Source organism: Cellulomonas sp. EB106-03-03-XG116 (assembly GCF_058792015.1).
On the sequence record NZ_JBYTEP010000001.1, the window covers coordinates 68,256 to 89,018 of the forward strand.

Consider the following 20,763-nt stretch of genomic DNA (forward strand, 5'->3'; position numbering starts at 1 on the left):
CCGCCCCTCGCCTCGACCGCCGCCCTACCGGACGCCGCTCGCCGTCACCCCTGCGTCAGCGGCGCCAGCGTGTCGTCGTCCTTGTACACGTCGGCCGCGTTCTCCTTCGTCACGATGACGGGCGTCAGCAGGAACGACGGCACGACCTTGACCCCGTTGTCGTACGACTCGGTGTCGTTGATCTCCGGCTCCTCGCCCTTCTGCAGCGCCTGGATCTCCTTGACCGTCTGCGCCACGAGCTCGCGGGTGTCCTTGTAGATCGTCGAGTACTGCTCGCCGGCCATGATCGACTTCACCGACTCGACCTCGGAGTCCTGGCCGGTGACGACCGGGGTCTGCTTGCCCGCCTGCGACACGGACGTGAGCGCCGCGCGGCCGAGGGTGTCGTTCGGCGACAGGACGCCGTCGAGCTCCTCGGAGCCGTACGACCCGGCGAGGATCGTGTCCATGCGCTTCTGCGCGTTCTCGGCCTTCCAGCCCTGGGTCGCGACCTGCTCGAACGACGTCTGGCCGGAGACGACGACCAGGGTGCCGTCGTCGATCTTCGGCTGCAGGACGCTCATCGCGCCCTCGAAGAACGGCGTGGAGTTGGCGTCGTCGGGGGAGCCGGCGATGAGCTCGATGTTGTACGGGCCCTCGCCCTTGCGCTCGGCGAGGCCCTCGAGCAGCGCCTGCCCCTGCAGGACGCCGACCTGGTAGTTGTCGAACGCCACGTACATGTCGACGGCGTCGGTGTTCTTCACCAGGCGGTCGTAGGCGATGACGTGGGCGCCGGAGTCGACCGCCGCCTCGAGCTGGGAGCCCAGCTGCGAGCCGTCGATCGCGCCGACGACGATCACGCTGGCGCCCTGCTCGGTCATGGCCTGGATCTGGTTCTGCTGCTCGGTGACGCCGCTGTTGGCGAACTGCACGATCGGGTTGTACCCGGCCTCGGTCAGCCCGTCCTTGAACAGCTGCTCGGCGAGCACCCAGTTCTCCGACGTCTTCTGCGGCAGGGCGACGCCGATCGTGGCGTCGGCCGCGAAACCGCCGCCGCTCTCGGACGACCCGGCGGTCTCCTCGGTGGACGACCCGCCACGCTCGGACGAGCAGCCGGACAGGAGCAGTGCTCCGGCGGCCCCGGCGGCGACCAGCGCCGCAGTCAGCTTCTTCATGGGTGGTGTCACTCTTCCTGGTTGGGCACCCGTCGTTGGGTGCGGTCGAGCGTCGTGCCGGGGTCGGCACGATGGGATACAGGTGTGGGGTCGGGGGTCGGCGCCGGCGGCGCCCGGTCAGCTCCGCGCCAGCGTCTCGTTCTGCGACACCGGCACCGCGCCGGTCCCGGCGGTGCTGTCGTCCGGGCCGGGGTCCGTGGGTCGGCCGCGCCGGGCGCCCTTCATCAGCAGCCCGACGATCGACGGCCGGCCCTGGACCTTGTTGTAGACGTCGAAGGCGACCGCGGCGAGCAGCACCAGGCCCTTGATCATCTGGGTGCTGTCGGAGCCGACGCCCATGAGCTGCAGGCCGTTGTTCAGCACGGCCATGACCAGGCCGCCGATGAGCGACCCGACGACGGTGCCGACGCCGCCGGAGACCGCCGCGCCGCCGATGAACACCGCCGCGATCGCGTCGAGCTCCCAGTTGGTGCCGTCGAACGGCCCCGAGGCGGTGGACCGGCCGATGAAGACGATGCCGGCCAGCGCCGCCAGCACGGACATGTTCATCATGACGAAGAAGTTGGTGCGGCGGATGTTGACGCCGGACAGCGCCGCCGCGACCTTGTTGCCGCCGACCGCGTACACGTGCCGGCCGGTGATCGTGCGGCTCGAGACGAAGCCGTAGACCAGCACGAGGACCCCGAGGATGACGCCGGAGACCGGGAACGACGTGCCGACGCGGCCGCTGCCGAACAGCACCGTGGCGTAGGCGATGACGGCGCCGAGGGCGACCATCCGCGTGATCGACACCCACAGCGGGACCGGGGTGCCGCCGAGGCGGCGGGCGGACCGGCGCTTGCGGAGCTCGCCGTAGACGACGCCCGCGATGGCCAGGATGCCGAGCAGCAGCGTCCAGTTGTTCAGGCCGGTGTTCGGGCCCCACTCGGGCAGGTAGCCGGCGCCGAGCGTCTGGATCTCCTCGGGGACCGGGACGGTGTTCGACTTGCCGATGTACTGGTTCGCGCCGCGGAAGAACATCATCCCGGCGAGCGTGGTGATGAACCCCGGGATGCCGACGTAGGCGACCCAGAACCCCTGCCAGGCGCCGATCGCCGCGCCAACCGCGAGGCCGAGCAGGATGCCGGCCCACCAGGGGATGCCCCAGTCCCGGATCGCCAGCGCCACGATGATGCCGACCACCGCGGCCACCGACCCGACCGACAGGTCGATGTGCCCGGCGATGATCACCAGCACCATGCCGATCGCCAAGATCAGCACGTACGAGTTGCCGTTGATGATGTTCTGCGCGTTGGTCGGCGTGAGCACCTTCCCGCCGGTGGCGATCTGGAAGATGATCACCAGCGCGATCAGCGCGAACACCATGCCGAACTGGCGGGCGCCGCCGCCGAACAGCTGCTTGAGAGACGTCATCGTCCGGTAGTCCTTCGTCGGGTTCCGCTGGGGGCTGGGTTAGTTCGTGAGCGCCGGGCTGGTGCCGGTCATCAGCCGCATCAGCGACTCCTGGTCGGCCTGCTCCCGGTCGAGGACGCCGGTGACCCGGCCCTCGAAGATCGTGTAGATCCGGTCGCACAGGCCGAGCAGCTCCGGCAGCTCGGAGGAGATGACGACGACGCCCTTGCCCGCGTCGGCGAGGCGCTGCACGAGTCCGTAGATCTCGTACTTCGCGCCGACGTCGACGCCGCGGGTCGGCTCGTCGAGGATGAGCAGGTCCGGCTCCGGGAACATCCACTTCCCGAGCAGCGCCTTCTGCTGGTTGCCGCCCGACAGCTTGGCGACGCCCTGCCGGACCGACGGCGTCCGGATGTTCAGCGACTTCCGGTAGTGCTCGGAGGCCAGGAACGCCAGGTCGGTGTCGAGGACGCGGCGCTTGGTGATCCGCCGCAGGTCGGCCGACACGATCGTGTCGAGGATGCTGTCCAGCAGGTTGAGGCCCTGGACCTTCCGGTCCTCCGGGACGTACGCGATCTTGTGGTCGATGGCCTGCTGGACGGTGTGCAGCTCGACCGGCTGCCCGTCGATCAGGATCTCGCCGCCGCGGAACCGCCCGTACGACCGGCCGAAGATCGACCGCGCGAGCTCGGTGCGGCCGGCGCCCATGATCCCGGCGAAGCCGACGATCTCGCCGTGCCGGACCTCGAACGCCGACCCCTTGCAGACCATCCGGTCCGCGACCGTCGGGTGCTCGACCCACCAGTCCCGGACCTCGAAGAACGTCTCGCCGATGTGCGGGGTGTGGTCCGGGAACCGGTGGTCGAGCGACCGGCCGACCATGCCGCGGATGATCCGGTCCTCGTCGATCTCGCCCGCGCCGGCGTCCAGCGTCTCGACGGTCTTGCCGTCCCGGATGATCGTGATCGAGTCGGCGATGGCGGCGATCTCGTTGAGCTTGTGGCTGATCATGATGCTGGTCATGCCCTTCGCGCGGAGGTCGCGCAGCAGGTCCAGCAGGTGCGCGGAGTCCTCCTCGTTCAGCGCCGACGTCGGCTCGTCGAGGATGAGCAGCTTCACGTCCTTGGCCAACGCCCGGGCGATCTCCACGAGCTGCTGCTGGCCGACGCCGATGTTCTTGACCTGCTCGTCGGGGGAGATGGTCAGGTCGACCCGGGCCAGGAGCTCCGCCGCCTTCTCGCGGGTCGCGTCCCAGTCGATGCCGAGCGGTCCGGCGACCTCGTTGCCGAGGAAGATGTTCTCCGCGATCGACAGCTCGGGGATGAGCGCCAGCTCCTGGTGGATGATCACGATGCCGGCCCGCTCGCTGGACTTGATGTCCTTGAACCGGACCTCCTCGCCCTGGTAGACGATCTCGCCCTCGTAGGTCCCGTGCGGGTACACCCCGGACAGGATCTTCATCAACGTCGACTTGCCAGCGCCGTTCTCGCCGCAGATCGCGTGGATCTCGCGCTCGCGCACCGTCATCCGGACCTGGTCCAGCGCCTTCACGCCGGGGAAGGTCTTGGTGATCGACCTCATCTCGAGGACGACGGGGGTGTCCAGCATCGTGCCTGCTCTCTGTGCCGCGCTGCACGGCCGGCGTCGGTGCCGGTCTGTCGAGCTCGCGGTGGACGCTAGGACCGGCCGGACCTTCCCGTCAACCTCTGAAGGCAACCGAGGGGCGGCGCGTTACTGAATCGCAACCGGACGCAGGTCAGGCGGTAGGGATCTAGGCGAACCGGGGCGACGCGGGCGCTTGCTCGGGCCCGGCGTCGGCATTGCCCACAACTTCTGAAGGCAATCGAGTGTGGCGGCTGAAGCCGGGCTAGCGCGTCGCCCACGCCGGGCGGACGGCCCTGGTGGCCCCGGCGATGGCCCCGATGATCTCCTCCGGCGCCGACGTCGCCGCGTCGAACGACCCGTTGTTGCGGCCGTGCCGCAGCACCTCGATCCGGTCGGACACCGCCCGCAGGTCGGCCAGGTTGTGGCTGATGATCACGACGCCGAGGCCCATCTCGCGCAGCCGCTCGACCAGCATCAGCACCTCGGCGGTCTGCACGACGGACAGCGCCGCGGTCGGCTCGTCGAGCACGAGGATCCGGGGCCGCGTCGTCAGTGTCCGGGCGATGGCGACGGCCTGCCGCTGCCCGCCCGACAGCTCGCGCACGGGCGTCCGGACGGACGGCACGGTGATCGTCAGGTCCCGGAGGATCTGCGCGGACGCCAGCTCCATGCCGTCGATGTCCATCGGGCTGTGCTTCGACGCGCGCAGCTCGCGCCCGAGGAAGATGTTCGCCGCGACGCTGAGGTTCTCGCACAGGGCGAGGTCCTGGAACACGGTCGAGATGCCGAGGGCGTGCGCGCTGGCGGGGTTGGGGATGGCGACGGGGTCGCCGTCGATCTCGATGGTGCCACTGTCGGGCTGGAGCACGCCGGAGATGATCTTGGCGAGCGTCGACTTCCCGGCGCCGTTGTCGCCGACCAGCGCGACGACCTCGTGCGCGTGCACGGTGAGGTCGGCGTCGGTCAGCGCCTCGACGGCGCCGAACCGCTTGGTGACCGTGCGCAGGGCGAGCAGGGGCGGGCCGCCGGGCTTCGATCGGCCCTGCTGCTGCGTCGTCGTCCACTCCACGTCGAGTGCCACGGTCTCAGTCTCCGTCCGGCCGGGCGTATGTGGGCAGGGTCGTGCGGGTGTTTTCCAGCGCGAGCAGCACCGCGCCCATGACCTCGGCGTTCGGGCCGAGCTCCGCGGCGACCACCTCGAGCGGCGCGATGTGGTTGAGCGGCACCCGGCGGCGGATCGCCTCCCGCATCGGGCCGATCAGCAGCTCGCCGGTCTCGGCGAGCTCGCCGCCGACGACGACGCACTGCGGGTTCACGGCGATGGCCAGGCCCGCGACGACGGCGCCGATGGTGGCGCCGGCGTCCTCGACGACCTGGCGGCAGCCGGGGTCGCCGTCGTTGGCGAGGGCGACGATGTCTCTGAGCGTGAGGCTGCCTCGGCTGGCTCTGAGGACTTCGATCAGGGCTGGGGCGCCGACGACGGTGTTGAGGCAGCCGCGGCTCCCGCACAGGCAGACCTGGCCCTGGGCGTCGACCTGGACGTGGCCGATCTCGCCCGCCGTGCCGGCGAAGCCGCGGTGCAGGTTCTGGTGCAGGGAGATGCCGGCGCCGGTGCCGTGGGAGGCGCGGACGTAGACGGAGTCCTGGAAGTGCCGGCTCGCGCCGAGGCGGCTCTCGGCGAGGGCGCCGAGGTTGGCGTCGTTGTCGACGAACACCGGGACGCCCAGGCGCTTCGACATCACCTGGGCGACGGGGGCGTCGTCCCAGCCGCGGAGGATGCCGGGGACCGAGACGGTGCCGGTCGCGGCGTCGACCGGGGCGGGCAGGCCGATGCCGATGCCGAGGAGCTCGTCGAGGCCGGAGCCGACGCGCTCGAGGATCTCGACGATGAGCAGGGCGGCGCGGTCGAGGCTCGTGTCGGCGCGGTGCTCGTGGGGGAGGGGGAGGGCCTGCTCGACGAGGACCTGGTGGGCCGAGTCGGTGAGGGTGATGCTCATGTGGCGCGTGCCGACGTGGACGCCCGCTGCCAGGCCCGTGCGGTGGACCATCGTGACGAGCATGGCGCGGCGGCCGTTGTGGATCGTGGCGCGGACGTCGACCTCGCCGGCCTGCTGGAGCTCGCGGACGATGTTGCTGACCGTGGCGGCGGAGAGGCCCGTGGTGGAGGCGAGCTCGACCTGGGTGAGGCCGCCGTAGCGGCGGATGGTGTCGACGACGGTGGCGCGGTTGGCTTCGCGCAGGGCGGTCTGGGAGCCGGCCATGTGGGTGGGGCCTCCCTTCCTGCCACGCCGATGCTGGTGGGGGGAGGGTACTCCGAGCTAGCACGGCAGGCTGCGGCGAACACTTTCGGGGCGGCTGTGGCCGACGCTCGGGACGCTGAGCAGTCGGGAAGTGCTGCAGCGCAGCACTTCCGTGACTGTGCCATAGCCGCGGTCCTGCAAGGCGCCCAGGCGTAGACGACGCGCGGCGACGTCCTTGACGTGGTCGATCGGCATGACGGCAAGGTCCGACCGCACGGGACGTTCGCATGGGTGCTCGAACGCAGTAACGACATCTACGCGCGCGCTGTGGACACTGTGCTGCAGTGGGGCGACCGCGTAATGGGCCCAATGCGCGCGGGTGAGCAGTGGCGCGACGGTGGCCGGTGCACGGGGAGAGTCGACGTGGTCATCGCGGTTGGCCCCCCTGGGACCAGGTCTGCGCCCAGGACTGGTTGTACGACAGGGTGCGGAAGTCGCTGGTGTCGGTGTCGTCGAACGGTCGCTCGAGGTAGCGCGCGGTGTCGTGGCTGGCGCCGTCTCGACTGACCTGGACGAGGGCGAGCCGGTAGTCGTCTCCGAGGTTCTTGGCGGTGACGACCTCGTTCTTGGTGATGGTGAACGTGTCTGCACCTTGGATGCGGCCCTTGACCTCGATCCGCACCACGCGGCCGCCCGGTCGGACCGAGCGGATGTCGAAGCCGGGATTGTTGTGCGGCATCTCCTCCGGCGTAGCGCCAAGCGCACGTTCGGCAGCCATCACGGCAGCGACGGCTCGACGGTCGACCTCTTCGGTGCTCTTGGCGAACATGGCGACCTCGACGGGGCTGACCCCGCTGAGCTGGTCGAGGAGCCCCTGCGGGATAACGAGCGCGGCGCCTGCGACGACGGGCGGGTGCTCGGCGAGCTGGGCGTCGCGGTCGAGCGCGGCCATACGCGTGACCAGGCGGTGCTCGAGCTCGCGCGCCCGCCGCTCAGCGGTGTCCGGTGACATGCGCGTCTGTCGTCCCGCGCCTTGCAGGTCGAGCAAGCGGACGTGCTCGGAGTCCCAGAACTTGATCTGGCCGATGAGACGGGACCGCACTTCCTTGCGGGTGCGCTCGACCTGCCGGGAGATCCGCGCGTAGACGTCGGCGCGGTGGTCGCCGAGCAGGTGCTCGATGGCCCAGGCGGCGGCGACGTCCTCGGCGCCGGCGCGCAGCCACTCCTGGTCGAACACCGGCGAGGCTGCGCCGGACTCGTCCGCGCTGGCGCCGCGGTAGTCCAGATAGGGAGCGGGTCCGCCGCCGCGGAGCCGGCCCTGGTCATCGAGCTCGACGAATGAGAACCGCTTCGAGATCGTGCGGCCGTGGCCGTTGCTGATCTGCTCGGCGATCGCCACCAACAGCCGTGGCGTGGTTCCGGGGTCGATCGGGTCGATCAGGACCGCGCCCTGACGCAAGGTGGGGGCGCACTGGCTGATCGTCATCTCGACGACGGCGTCCAGCAGCGGGTGGCCGGGGGCGATGAGTTGTGCCGAAGTGAGTCCGGCCGGGTGCATCTGGTCGCGTTCGAAGCAGACGCGCTCGTAGCGGTTAAGGACTGCGGCGCCCGTACCGGCCTGTCGGTCGTAGTCCCGAATCGCGACGGGCACGTTGGTGATCTCGAACCGACCGCGTTCGCGCGCCTTGATGCTGCCGCCAAGGCGGCGGAACGCGGCGAGGAAAAACGCCTGGATGAAGTGCGGCTGCAGGCGCCGGGCCTGGGCGTCCTCCATGCGGCGTCGGATCTCGTCGACGTCGGACTCGGGCATGGAGTCGTGGTGCAGAGCTCGCTCGGCGAGCAACTTGCCGATGCCGACACCGACGCTCGCGTCGATGACCTTGTCCAGGTAGGCGCGGGTGGCCGGTTCGTCGCCATAGCGGATCGCGCGCACCATCAGGTCACGCAGCGGCTGGTCCTCGAACGCGTCGCCGAGGACGTCGAAGACCTTCCCGCCGTAGGCGGCCCGCTGCTCCTCAACCTTCTCCAGCAGCCGCAGGTAGACCTCGCCTTCTCGGGTGCCCGCTGCGACGAGGTTCCACAGGTGGCAGACCTCGGACTGCCCGATGCGGTGGATGCGCCCGAACCGTTGCTCGATCTTGTTCGGGTTCCACGGCAGGTCGTAGTTAACCATCAGGTGCGCGCGCTGCAGGTTCAGGCCCTCACCGGCGGCATCGGTCGCGACGAGGATCCTCACGTCCTTGTCCTGTGTGAAGAGCTCCTGCACTTTGCGGCGATCCTCGCGGTGCACACCGCCATGGATCGTGACCACGGCGCGTTCGTCGCCCAGGAGTGAGGAGATGCGCTCGCGCAGGTACTCCAGGGTGTCGCGGTGCTCGGTGAACACGATGAGCTTGCGGTGCTGGCCGTGTGCGTCGGTCTGCAGGGCGTGGTCGACGAGGATGGAGCGCAGCTCGGTCCACTTGCGGTCCGTGTCCGAGGTGCGCACACGGTGTGCGACCTCGACCAGATCGTCGAGGACGGCGATCTCGAGCTGGAGCTCCGCGCGTGTCCGGGCGGCGGTGGCTGCGTCGACGACGGTGTCTTCGAGCTCCTCAAGTTCGTCCCCGGCAAGGTCGTCGAGGGCGTCGTCGACGCCCTCGTCCTTGCCGAGGATGCGCGCGAGTCGGTCCTTGACGGGCAGGTCGTCATCGAGGCGTTCAGCGCCGCTCTCCCTCAAACGCTTCTGCAGTCGCGCTCGCCGTCGTTCGAGCGAGCGCAGGATCGCCTCCGGGCTGGATGCCAGCCGCCGCTGCAGGACGGTGAGCGCGAAGCCGACGTTGGTGCGGCGGCGCCCTTCGCCCTCATCGAGGTTGTCGGCGCGGCCCATCTCCTCGCGGACGTAGTCGGTGACGACCTGGTAGAGCTCTTGCTCCTGGTCAGACAGCTTGTAGGGGACGGTGGTGGCGCGCCGTTCGGGGAACAGCGGCTTGCCGTCCATAGTCAGGAGCTCTTCCTTGACCATGCGGCGCATCAGGTCCTCCGCCCGTACGGCGTGCACGCCGTCGCGGTACTTGCCCTCGAACCGGTCACCGTCGAGCAGGGCGAGGAAGAGCTGGAAGTCGTCCTGCTTGCCGGCGTGCGGCGTGGCAGTCATGAGCAGCAGGTGACGGGTGACCCGCCCGAGCAGCCGGCCCAGGTCGTACCGCTTGGTGATCGACACTTCCTGGCCGAACCAGTGCGCCGACATCCGGTGCGCCTCGTCGACGACAACGAGGTCCCAATCCGTGCGTCCCAGCGCCTCTTTCAGATCGTCGGAGCGGGAGAGCTGGTCCATGCGTGCGATGAGCAGCGGATGCCGGTCGAACACGTTCTGGTCCGGCGTGGTCGCTTCGATCATCGGACGCGTAAGCACCTCGAATGCGAGGCCGAACTTCTCGTGCAGCTCGTCCTGCCACTGCTCGACGAGCGACCCGGGCGCGACGATCAGGCAGCGCGCGAGGTCGGCGCGCAGTACGAGCTCCTTGACGTATAGCCCGCACATGATGGTCTTGCCGGCTCCCGGGTCGTCCGCCAGCAGGAACCGCATCGGCACACGCGGCAGCATGTCGCCGTACACGGCCTTGATCTGGTGCGGCAGCGGGCGAAGGTCGGACGTCGCGATCGCGAGCATCGGATCGAAGAGAGCGGCATACCGGATGCGCAGCGCCTCAGCGCCCAGGCGCCACTCGTCCGCATCGCCGTCCATCGCGCGGGTGCGGCCGGCGTGTTCGAGCCGTAGCCGCGCCTCGTCGTCGCGCCGCAGCAGCGTCTGGCCGTTCGTTCCGTCGGGTGCGGTGTAGGTGACCTGGATGACCGACGACCCGAACCACTTGGTGGAGACGACCAGCACGTGACCGGAACCAACGACTCCGGTCACGCGCACGCCGGGAACGATCGCCTCCAGCGTCACGCGCATCGAGTGCTTGAGCTCACCGCTCACGTCCGCATCCACCTCGATCTGATCGGCACGCTGTGGGTGCTCGTGACGGTATCGGACTCGCCAGCGGCAACCCAGCGTTTCGATCGGGCTGCCGCGAGTCAGACACTCTGCCGCCGGCGTCGTCACAGTGGCCGGTCGCGGGCGTGCCAGCAGACACATGCGGCGGGAGGTCCACGGACGGGCCGTCGGAGGCGCCAGGCCCCTGAGTTCTCCGAGAGTTTTGCAGTACCCTTCACTGCGAGAGCCGCGCAAAACTTCGGAGAAACCCGTTGCCACAGCATGAGCGAGTACTTGCCGCGATCGCGGCCGTCCACGACGGCAGTGCCGCGAGCGAAGTCGAGACCGAACGTCTCGACTTCAAGACCGTCGGCCGATCGATCGCGGACACGCTCACCGACCTTGCAGCCGCGGCCGCCTGCTTCGCGAACCACGACGGCGGGACGGTGGTGGTCGGTGTGCGTGACCACCCCGGCGGCCCCGACGCGATTGTCGGCGCTGGCCGGCTCGATGCAGCGGAGACGCGACATGGGATCTTCAGCCGGACCGACCCGCCGCTGACGGTCGACGTCGCCGAACTCACCTACGAGAGCGTCCGCCTGCTTGTGATCACCGTCCCCGAGAGTGCGGCGGTGCATGCGGTCGGCGGCCGTCACACCCAGCGCATCGGTACGTCATGCATGCCCATGTCGGCGGACCAGATCGCCCGCCTCGTCGCCGACCGGCGCGGAGACGACTGGACAAGTCAAGCAACCGACGTCCCAGTGAGCGCGATCGACCCACTTGCACTGACCACGGCGCGACGGTTCTTGCGTGAGGCCACGGATCCTGCGCGTCGAGCGTTCGCGGAGCTGAGCGACGAAGACCTGCTTCGTGCCCTCGGCGTCGTCACGCCTGGCGGGCGTCTCAACCGCGCTGGCGTGCTTCTGTTCGTTGAGGACCCCCACGCGCGGGAACACACCGCCTACGTCCATCGGCGTACACCGGCCGGTGACCTGACAGCGAACGAGCAGTTCTCTGGCCCGCTGGTGACGAGCCTCGCACGCGTCCTTGACCTGATCTCGGCCCGTACGGACACAACGTCGGTCGACGTCTCGGCCCTTGTCCAGGTCCAGGTCGCCGACCTGCCACCAACCGCGATCCGCGAGGCGCTAGTCAACGCGGTGATGCACCGCGACTACCGCGACTCGGCGCGCATCGTCATCGAGCACACGGCAACGCGGCTCGCCGTGACCTCCCCGGGCCCGTTCGTCAGCGGCGTCACGACGTCCAACGTGCTCAGCACCGCCTCGCGATCACGCAACCCTCGCCTAGCTGAGGCGATCCGCAAGCTCGGACTGGGCGAGACCGCCGGCATGGGCGTCGATCGCATGTACGCCTCGATGGCACAGCTCGGGCACCAGCCGCCGCAGTTCAACGCTGACCAGGCGAGTGTGCGTGTCACGCTTATCGGTGGCGCTCCCAACGCCCAAGTCACACGGTTCGTCCAGTCACTCCCGGAGGGCAGCGCCGACGACGCCGACACGATGCTCACTCTGCTCACGCTGCTCCACACGCGGATCGTGAACGCAGCTGGGCTCGCACCTCTCCTGCAGAAGCCCGTAGCCGAGGTCCAGGCCGTGCTCGACCGCCTCGCGTCGGCACCCTTCGACCTCGTCGAACCGACCCGCGAGACCGTTCGACGGGCGAACCCCAACTACCGGCTCCGAGAGGCGCCCCTACGCATCCTCGGCACGGCCGTGACCTATCGCCGTCGGACGACCGACTGGATCGACGGTCGCGTGCTCGGCCTGCTGCGTGAGACCGGAACGATCAACGCCCGCATGGTCCGCCTCGTCCTCGAGACGGACGCCCCAACCACGTCTCGGATACTCGGGGACATGGTCGAACGCGGGCTCCTGGTCAAGACGTCGACAGCGGAACGCGGTCCAAGTGTCACCTATGGACCCGGGCCTAACGTGCCGACAAGCAAGAGGCGGAACGTGCAACGCACAGCGGCGCGTCCCGAGCCCACGCTGTCCGAGGGAGACGACGCATGACCGAGCCGACGACCACTCCGACCCGGCGGAAGCTGATCGAGGTGTCGCTACCCCTCGAGGAGATCAATCGGGGTCTTAAGGCGGAAAAGGCGCGGAAGGTGGGAAAGCCGCAGCACATCCATCACTGGTGGGCGCGACGGCCGATCACGGCTGCGCGCGCGGTGATCTTCGCACAACTAGTCGACGACCCAGGTTCGGATCCCGATCGGTTCCCAACGGCGCAGGCCCAGGAAGACGAGCGAAGGAGACTTCACGGAATTGTCGCCCGCCTCGCGCAGTGGGATGCCATCGACGACCAAGTTCTACTTCGGGCGGCCCGGCACGAGATTAACCGCTGCACCGGTGACTCGTCGATCGCAATCTTGGACCCCTTCGCGGGCGGGGGGGCGATACCAATGGAGGCTCAACGCCTCGGTTTGGAAACACGTGCTAGCGACCTCAACCCAGTTGCTGCTCTTATCAACAGAGCCCTGGTCGAGATCCCACCTAAGTTCGCCGACCGCCCGCCCGTGTTTCCGGGTGCGAGAGATTCGAAGTTGGGCGACTGGCCGCGGGCGACCGGCATCGCCGAGGATGTGCGCCGCTATGGCGCTTGGATGCGGCAGCGCGCAACGGAGCGCATAGGCCACATCTATCCGAAAGCGACGCTGCCCGACGGGTCGACGGCTTCGGTTATTTCATGGCTCTGGGCTCGGACGGTCACGTGCCCTAATCCGGCGTGCGGCGTCGAGATGCCCCTCGTGGAGTCGTGGTGGTTGTGCAAAAAGAAGGGCAAGGAAGCCTACGTCGTCCCGTGTGTGGAGAATGACGCCGCGGCGCCGTCAGGGCGTCGAGTCAACTTCGACGTCAGTCAGGATCTCTCGAATGTGCCGACGAAGGATAATGACGGCACCATGGCGGGTCGTTCTGGAGCACGTTGCGTTGCGTGCGGGGCTTCCACTCCCATGGACTACATCAAGGACGCCGGGCGGAAGGGGCGCCTCGGTGCGATGCTCATGGCGGTGGTCGCGGAGGGCCCGCGTCGGCGCATCTACCTCGCGCCGACACCGGAGCACAGCATCGCGGCCAAAGTGACGCGTCCTGTCGACATCCCCGACCAAGAGCTGGGGTATGACCCGCGCAATCTATGGACGCCGGCATACGGTCTTAAAAAGTTCTCTGATCTCTTTACCGATCGTCAACTAGTGGCTTTGACAACCTTCAGTGACCTCGTGTCTGAGGTGCGAGCAGAGGTGCTTCAGGACATTCTCGCCACCGGTGCGTCCGAAGGCGAGGCGCTCTATTCTGGAGGGTCCGACGCCTTGGCGTACGCCGACGCTGTAGCGACCTATCTCGCCATGGCGCTCTCGCGCCTTTCGGACTGGAGCAGCTCGCTCTGTCGATGGGAAAGTTCAGGTCAGGTGTCGCAACAGGTTTTCGGGCGACAAGCGATACCGATGGTCTGGGACTTCTCCGAGGCCAATACGCTGGCGAGTAGCAGTGGCTCGTTTGCCGCTGCTGTTGACTATGTGGCGACCGCGCTTGCGAAAGCGTCGGCATCGGGTCCGGCACGCGTTGAGCAGGCGGACGCCGCGTCCGTCGATTTCAAGAATGTCGTCGTCTCGACCGACCCGCCCTATTATGACAACATCGGATATTCCGACCTATCCGACTATTTCTATGTATGGCTCCGCCGCTCCCTTCAGTCGGTACACCCCGATCTTTTTCGGACGCTCTTGGTGCCAAAGGCCGAGGAGCTCGTGGCCAATCAATACAGACACGGTGGAAAGGCCGAGGCGGAGACGTTCTTCGAAGACGGATTCTTCCGCATCTTCGCTACGGCAAGGCAGGCGGCAAGCGGCGACTTCCCAATCACTGTTTACTATGCGTTCAAGCAGCAAGAGCGCAGCGCTGGAAATGTCCTATCAACCGGCTGGGCGACGATCCTGGAGGGCATACTTCGCGCTGGCTGGTCGATCACCGCGACATGGCCGCTTCTCACCGAGTCAAGCCGGCGACTGATCGCGTCCGGGACGAACGCGCTGGCGTCGTCGATCGTCCTCGCGCTTCGCCCGCGTGACGAGTCGGCACAAGCCACGACACGCCGGGGCTTCCTTGCCGCGCTCAAGGCGGAGCTTCCACAAGCGCTTCGCGACATGCAGCAGGGGGCGATTGCCCCAGTCGACCTGGCCCAGTCGACCATCGGTCCGGGCATGGCGGTGTTCTCTCGCTACAGCAAGGTGGTCGAGGCTGACGGTTCGGCCATGTCCGTCAAGACGGCGCTCGCGCTGATCAATCAGGCGCTCGACGAGGTACTCGCTGAGCAAGATGGCGACCTCGACGCGGATACGCGCTTCTGCCTCAAGTGGTACGCGCAGTACGGGTGGTCTGAGAGAGCGTTTGGCGAGGCAGACGTGCTCGCACGCGCGACTAACACGTCAGTCGACGGACTGGCCCGTGGCGGCGTCCTCACGTCGCGCGCCGGCCGCGTCCGCCTTCTCCCGCCGCAGGATCTGCCCGGCAGCTGGAGTCCGGACACCGACGACCGGCTCTCGGTGTGGGAGGCGACCATGCATCTCGCACGGGTGCTCGAGTCAGGCGGCCTTGAGGCGGCTGGGGTGCTTGTGCCGCGCGTCGGACAGCGGGTTGACCTCGAGACAGTCCAACTGTTGGCGTACCGCCTGTACGAGATGACCCAATCGACTCGCCCCTCCGATGCGTTGCTGTTTAACGCGTTGGGAACTTCCTGGTCTGACCTGGCGTCGGTCGCTCGCCGCACTGAGCCGACCCACCCGGCCACCCAGGCGGGCTTCGACTTCGACGCTATAGACGAGGAGTGACGACGGTGGGATTCCAGACACCGCAACTCAAGCTCGCCGATCTGTTGGAGGATGTACGCGCGGGCGAGATCCAGCTTCCGGACTTCCAACGTCCGTACAAGTGGGACGACGACCGGATCCGGGAACTCCTCGTGACCGTGCTCCGCGGACACCCGATGGGCGCTCTGATGCTCCTGGATACGGGCGCGGAGCACGTGCGGTTCAAGCCTCAGCCGCTTGCCCGGGTGGCGGTCGACGCCCAACAGGACGGCCATCGGGTCCTCTCAGCACCGTCGCACCTGTTGCTCGACGGCCAGCAACGCATGACGTCGCTCTACCAGGCATTGACCGGCTCAGGTGTTGTGGCCACCAAGGACTCGCGGGGGAAGGAGCTTTCGCGACGGTACTTCCTCGATGTGGAGCGTGCGCTCGGCAGCCCGACCGACCAGAACGACGCCGTCCGCTCTATCCCACACGACGGTGTTGTGCGAGAGAACTTCGACCGGGACGTCGTCCTCGACGTCTCGACCCGGGAGAAGCAGGTCGCTGAAGGGCTCATGCCGTTCACGTCGATCTTCGACGGCTCCGCGACCAAATGGCTACTCGAGTACACGCGCACTGGCGATGACCGCGACGCTCGGCTCGACATCTTCGAGCGCTTCAACGAGGACATCGTGAACCTCGTCAAGTCGTACGTGATCCCGGCGATCCAGCTCGACGACCAGACGACCAAGGAGGCCGTCGCGACGGTCTTCGAAAAGGTCAACTCCGGCGGCCTGCCGCTGAACAACTTCGAGTTGCTCACCGCGATCTACGCAGGCGACGCTGAGTACTACGCACAGCACGGCGATGACTTCCGACTTGGCGAGGACTGGGTCCAGCACCAGCGCGCCCTCGCACAGCATCCTGTGCTCGCGGGCACGAAGCCGACCGACTTCCTCCAGGCAGTACTCATACTCGCGAGTCGGCGCCGACGCCTCGATGACATCGCGGCAGGGCGATCTAAGCCGCGCCCTATCACCGCCCGGGGAGAGGACATCTTGGGACTCTCGCTTGACGAGTACCTCGAGTGGGCACCACGCGTCCGAGACGGGTTCCTTTGGGCAGCAGGGTTCTACCTCGGTGAGCACATTCACACGGAGTACTTCGTGCCGTACCGCACACAGACCGTGCCCCTCGCGGTGCTTCGAGTACTGCTCGGCGAGGACGTCGACGTCTACACGGTGCGAGACCGCATACGCCGGTGGTTCTGGTGCGGGGTACTTGGGGAACTCTACGGGTCGACGACGGAGTCGCGCTTCGCCGCCGATGCTGCACAGGTCCCCGACTGGGCGCTCGCGGGCCGCACGGGCGCGGAGGTGGAGACGCCTAAGACGGTTGTCGACGCCTACTTCCAGGAGTCCCGGTTGCTCTCTCTACGAACGGGCCGTAGCGCGGCCTATAAGGGCATCTACGCGCTGCTGATGGCTCGCGGAGCACGCGACTGGAAGCTGGATCAGGCCATCGATCATGCCTCCTACCTGGACCAGCAAATCGACATCCACCACGTGTTTCCGCACGCGTGGTGCATCCGAAACGACATCGATCCGCACCTGCGTGACTGCATCATCAACAAGACCCCACTGGCGAAGAAGACCAACATCTTGTTGCGCGGCGACTCACCAGCGGTCTACGTGCCGCGCCTCTTGAAGGACACGGGGATGGAGGCCGCGCGTCTGGACGGGCTCGTCGCGTCGCACCTGATCGAACCCGGGGCGCTGCGGGACGGAGACTTCGAGGCGTATTTCGCGGCTCGTCGGGAGGCGCTCGTCGCGCTCGTAGCCGAGGCGATCGGCAAGCCGGTTGCCCGTGACGTCGTGGCCGACTCTCAGGGGCAGCTTCACGGCGGCGAAGACCCATCCGCGTTCGAGGAGGACGTTGACGAGACCGCGGAAGACGCGGACCTGGAAGGCGCAATCTGATGGCACTGAGCAACAAAGACAAGATCAGCCGGGGCCTCGACGCCCTCGCGCGCGGGCTGCGGCCGTTCGTCGATCAGCACATGCGCGCGTCGGCGCCCGAGGGTGACTGGGTGCGACTGCTTGGGGCGCGCGATGCCCAGCGCCACGGCACGGCTCGGGACTACTCCGCCGACGACCCACGGTTCTTGCTGAAGGTGGTAACCGAAGAGTGGCGCGCGTTCGGTGGCGAGCTATCTCGGGTCACCCAGTCCTACGCCTCAGAGCTGCGTGAGGTAGGCAACCGGTTCGCGCACGGGACAGCGTTCAGCGCTGACGACACGACGCGTGCATTGGATACGATGGAGCGACTTCTCACAGACGTGCATGCGCCCGAGGAGGCGACCGCAGTCAATGCGCTCCGGGTCGAGCATCAGCGCGCAACGTTTGAAGAGCAGACCCGCAGGACGGTTCTCGCAGCTGTCGGGACTGTAGCCACGCCCGGCACTGGCCTGAAGCCGTGGCGTGAGGTGATCACGCCACACGACGACGTGGCCCGCGGACAGTTCAACGCCGCTGAGTTTGCAGCCGACCTGCATCAGGTCGCCACTGGCCAGACGACTCAGCGCGAGTACTTCGACCCTCAGGAGTTCTTCGCTCGCACCTACCTGACCGAGGGACTGAAGGACCTGCTCGACCGCGCGGTGCGGCGAATGTCCCGCGACGACAACGCCTCGCCGGTGGTCAACCTGCAGACGAACTTCGGCGGCGGCAAGACGCACTCAATGCTCGCCGTGTACCACTTGTTCTCGGGCTTGCCCGCGAGCTCCTTCCCGCAGGGCGTCCAGGACGTCGTCGCCGACGGCGACCTCGCGTCGCTACAGGTCCGGAAGGTCGCCCTCGTCGGGACGCACCTGGGCCCGAACCAGCCGCGGATGAAGGACGACGGCACCGAGGTCAACACGCTGTGGGGTGAGCTCGCCTGGCAGCTCGGCGGCCGCGCAGCGTACGACCGCATCGCCGAGTCCGACCGTTCAGGCACCCCCCCGGGCGACGCGCTCACCGCCCTCATCCGCGACCACGCACCGGTTCTCGTGCTAATCGACGAGTGGGTCGCGTACGCGCGTGGTTTATCGGACGAGAAGCTCGCCGGCGGCCGCTTCGAGGACCAGTTCACGTTCGCGCAGTCGCTGACCGAGGCGGTGAGTGCCGTGTCGGGCGCGATGCTCCTGGTCTCGATCCCCGCGTCTGACTCGCTCGGCGGCGGTGACACCGCGTCGACGATTGAGATCGGAGGCGAGCGCGGGCGTCGGGCGCTGGTGGCGTTGCAGAACGTCGTCGGGCGCAAGGCTGACCACTGGCGGCCGGCGAGCAGCGTCGAGTCGTTTGAGATCGTCCGCCGGCGCCTGTTCCGCGAGCCCGATGCTGCGGCGCGCAACGAGATCGCAGCGGTTGCCCGGCAGTTCGTGAACTTCTATCGAGAAAACCACGGCCAGTTCCCGTCCGAGGCCGAGGACCAGGCGTACGAGGAGCGGTTGCGGGCCGCGTACCCGATCCACCCGGAGCTGTTCGACCGGCTCTACACGGACTGGTCCACGCTCGAGCGCTTCCAGCGGACCCGCGGGGTGCTGCGGCTGATGTCGACGGTAATCCACGAGCTGTGGTCGTCGAACGACGCGAGCCCGCTGATCCTGCCCGGGTCCGTCCCGCTGCATGCAGCCCGGGTCGCGAGCGAGCTGACGAACTACCTGCCGGATTTGTGGAAGCCGATCATCGATAAGGACATCGACGGCGAGGGTTCTACGCCGGTCCAGATCGATGCCAGCCGGCCGGGGACGTTCGGTGCGCGATCCCTGACGCGTCGGATCGCGCGGGAGATCTTCCTCGCGTCGGCGCCGACCCTAGGTACCGACCACAAGGGTGTCGAGCGCCCCAGGGTGTGGCTTGGCGTGGCAATCCCGGGTGACACAGTGGGCAACTTCGGTGCGTCCCTTGAGGTGCTCGGCCAGCAGGCGACGTACCTGTACGCAGATAACGCGCGGTACTGGTTCTCGACGACGGCCTCGGTGACTCGCACTGCGAGCGACATCGCGGACCGACTCCGCGACGAGCCCGAACGGGTGTGGCAGGAGGTCATCCGGCGACTCAAGCCGCTCGTGGCCGAAAAGGGGCTGTTCGCCGGCGTGCACCACGACCCTCGCGACTCCTCCGGCGTCCCGGACCTCGACCAGGCGCGCCTCGTCGTCGTGCCGCCCTCAGAGCGCCACACGCGCGGTGACGCCGACTCTCCGGCGATGACTTGGGCGTCCGACGCGATGCTGCGTGTCGGCACGGGGCAGCGGCGATACCGCAACGCGCTGGTGTTCCTGGCGGCTGACGGGCAGCGTTGGGACGACCTGGACGCTGCAGTGCGCGATTTCCTCGCCTGGGATGAGGTCGATCGCTCGTCGTCTACCCTCAATCTGACCGCGCAGCAGGCCGCGCAGGCGACCGCGCGGCGCCGGCAGACCGACGAGGACGCGACCAACCGGATCGCTGGGACGTTCACCTGGGCGCTCGTTCCCGAGCAGCCAGACGCCGGGGCTCCCCCGGCGTTGCGCGCCGAGCGGATTGCGGACGCGTCGTCGGGGCTGGCAGCACGTGTGTCGGACAAGCTCCGACGTGGGGGTGAGCTAGCCGCTGACTACGGTGCTGCGGGCGTACGGATGGCGCTCGACGGTCCGCTTTCAGGGGCTTGGACCTCTGGGCACATCGCCGTGGGCGACCTGTGGGACCTTTACGCGCAGTACCCGTACCTGGACAGGCTGCGCGACCGCGGCGTCCTTGAGCGTGCACTGCTGAGCGGGCTTAGCTCGCTCGTCTGGCAGCTTGAGGCGTTTGCCCTCGCAGAGGGATACGACGAGGAGGCCCACCGCTACCGCGGCGTCGTCTTGCCGGGAGACCTGCCCGAGCCAATGTCGCTCAGTGACGGGTGGCTCGTTGTAAAGCCCGCGGTCGCGATTCAGCAACGAGCGGAGGAGTCGACGCCCCCGCCTATCGCTGCGACACCTGAACTCGACCCGTCTGGTCCGACCATGACATCCGCCGACTCCGTTCCGCCGCCGCTTCCCGCGGTCCGGGTCCTGACGCGCTACTTTGGCTCCACTCGGCTCGACCCACAGCGATACGGCCGGGACTTCGCGCGCATCCAGCAGGAGGTCCTGCAGCACCTGGAGGCCGCGCCCGGGACGCGGCTGGAAGTCAGCATCGAGATCCAAGCGGTCAACGCGGACGGCTTCAGCACGGACACGGTCCGCACGGTGCGGGAGAATGCGGCGACCCTTCGGTTCGAGGCAAATGGCTTTGAGGAAAGCTGACGATCCGGACTGGGTATTCGCCGCGGCAGGCCTTCGATTCTGGCCTAGTTGGAGTTGTGATCGGCGCTTGCGCCGGCGTCCCTATGCTGAGAGATCAACGCTTCTTTACCGCCATGCATCTCAACCGGGTGCCCGAAAAGCGGCTTGATGCTCGATCTCGCGGGCTCGCTTCGGGCGCGGCTGATAGCCGAGATTAGCCATGACCTCGGAGTTCATACGGACCTGTGCTAGAAGGGCGCGCCCACGACGTCCGGACTGCGCGAACGCCTTGATAATCATCGATA

At 67.9% G+C, this 20,763-nt stretch carries 10 protein-coding genes; 4 read left to right on the top strand and 6 right to left on the bottom strand.

The window, feature by feature from the left end; genetic code table 11:
- Window positions 1-44: 44 nt before the first annotated feature.
- From AC3WUG_RS00300 to AC3WUG_RS00325, 6 genes are all read right to left on the bottom strand, one after another.
- Window positions 45-1,154, bottom strand: coding sequence for a substrate-binding domain-containing protein (locus AC3WUG_RS00300; protein WP_492325802.1), 1,110 nt, complete (start codon window positions 1,152-1,154; stop codon window positions 45-47).
- A 117-nt stretch (window positions 1,155-1,271) separates the two neighbouring features.
- Window positions 1,272-2,567 carry a multiple monosaccharide ABC transporter permease gene (gene mmsB, locus AC3WUG_RS00305; RefSeq protein WP_492325803.1) on the bottom strand — a complete coding sequence of 432 codons (1,296 nt, stop codon included), beginning with the start codon at window positions 2,565-2,567 and terminating at the stop codon, window positions 1,272-1,274.
- Window positions 2,568-2,606: 39 nt separating this feature from the next.
- Entirely contained in the window at window positions 2,607-4,154 is a 1,548-nt protein-coding gene (gene mmsA, locus AC3WUG_RS00310; RefSeq protein ID WP_492325804.1) for a multiple monosaccharide ABC transporter ATP-binding protein, read from the bottom strand.
- Window positions 4,155-4,413: 259 nt separating this feature from the next.
- Entirely contained in the window at window positions 4,414-5,220 is an 807-nt protein-coding gene (locus tag AC3WUG_RS00315; RefSeq protein ID WP_492325913.1) for an ATP-binding cassette domain-containing protein, read from the bottom strand.
- Window positions 5,221-5,236: 16 nt separating this feature from the next.
- Window positions 5,237-6,412, bottom strand: coding sequence for an ROK family transcriptional regulator (locus AC3WUG_RS00320; RefSeq protein WP_158372643.1), 1,176 nt, complete (start codon window positions 6,410-6,412; stop codon window positions 5,237-5,239).
- Window positions 6,413-6,818: 406 nt separating this feature from the next.
- Window positions 6,819-10,352 carry a helicase-related protein gene (locus tag AC3WUG_RS00325; RefSeq protein ID WP_492325805.1) on the bottom strand — a complete coding sequence of 1,178 codons (3,534 nt, stop codon included), beginning with the start codon at window positions 10,350-10,352 and terminating at the stop codon, window positions 6,819-6,821.
- A 269-nt stretch (window positions 10,353-10,621) separates the two neighbouring features.
- Here AC3WUG_RS00325 and AC3WUG_RS00330 point away from each other — a divergent pair, with 269 nt between their 5' ends.
- The 4 genes from AC3WUG_RS00330 to AC3WUG_RS00345 are packed head-to-tail and all read left to right on the top strand — an operon-like array spanning window position 10,622 to window position 20,479.
- Window positions 10,622-12,388, top strand: a complete 1,767-nt coding sequence (locus AC3WUG_RS00330; RefSeq protein WP_492325806.1) for an RNA/DNA-binding domain-containing protein — start codon at window positions 10,622-10,624, stop codon at window positions 12,386-12,388.
- Window positions 12,385-15,207 (top strand): DUF1156 domain-containing protein, encoded by a 2,823-nt coding sequence (locus tag AC3WUG_RS00335; protein WP_492325807.1) that lies wholly within the window; start codon window positions 12,385-12,387, stop codon window positions 15,205-15,207. Before AC3WUG_RS00330 ends, AC3WUG_RS00335 begins: the two co-directional genes overlap by 4 nt.
- Window positions 15,204-17,147 carry a GmrSD restriction endonuclease domain-containing protein gene (locus tag AC3WUG_RS00340; protein WP_492325808.1) on the top strand — a complete coding sequence of 648 codons (1,944 nt, stop codon included), beginning with the start codon at window positions 15,204-15,206 and terminating at the stop codon, window positions 17,145-17,147. Before AC3WUG_RS00335 ends, AC3WUG_RS00340 begins: the two co-directional genes overlap by 4 nt.
- Window positions 17,147-20,479 (top strand): DUF499 family protein, encoded by a 3,333-nt coding sequence (locus AC3WUG_RS00345; protein WP_492325809.1) that lies wholly within the window; start codon window positions 17,147-17,149, stop codon window positions 20,477-20,479. The genes AC3WUG_RS00340 and AC3WUG_RS00345 overlap by 1 nt, the downstream gene beginning before the upstream one ends.
- Window positions 20,480-20,763 lie beyond the last annotated feature (284 nt).

Excerpts from the sequence above, each read along its gene's own strand:
- AC3WUG_RS00335 (WP_492325807.1), top strand. The coding sequence starts at position 12,385 with ATGACCGAGCCGACGACCACTCCGACCCGGCGGAAGCTGATCGAGGTG.
- mmsA (WP_492325804.1), bottom strand. The coding sequence starts at position 4,154 with ATGCTGGACACCCCCGTCGTCCTCGAGATGAGGTCGATCACCAAGACC.
- mmsB (WP_492325803.1), bottom strand. The coding sequence starts at position 2,567 with ATGACGTCTCTCAAGCAGCTGTTCGGCGGCGGCGCCCGCCAGTTCGGC.
- AC3WUG_RS00320 (WP_158372643.1), bottom strand. The coding sequence starts at position 6,412 with ATGGCCGGCTCCCAGACCGCCCTGCGCGAAGCCAACCGCGCCACCGTC.
- AC3WUG_RS00345 (WP_492325809.1), top strand. The coding sequence starts at position 17,147 with ATGGCACTGAGCAACAAAGACAAGATCAGCCGGGGCCTCGACGCCCTC.
- AC3WUG_RS00300 (WP_492325802.1), bottom strand. The coding sequence starts at position 1,154 with ATGAAGAAGCTGACTGCGGCGCTGGTCGCCGCCGGGGCCGCCGGAGCA.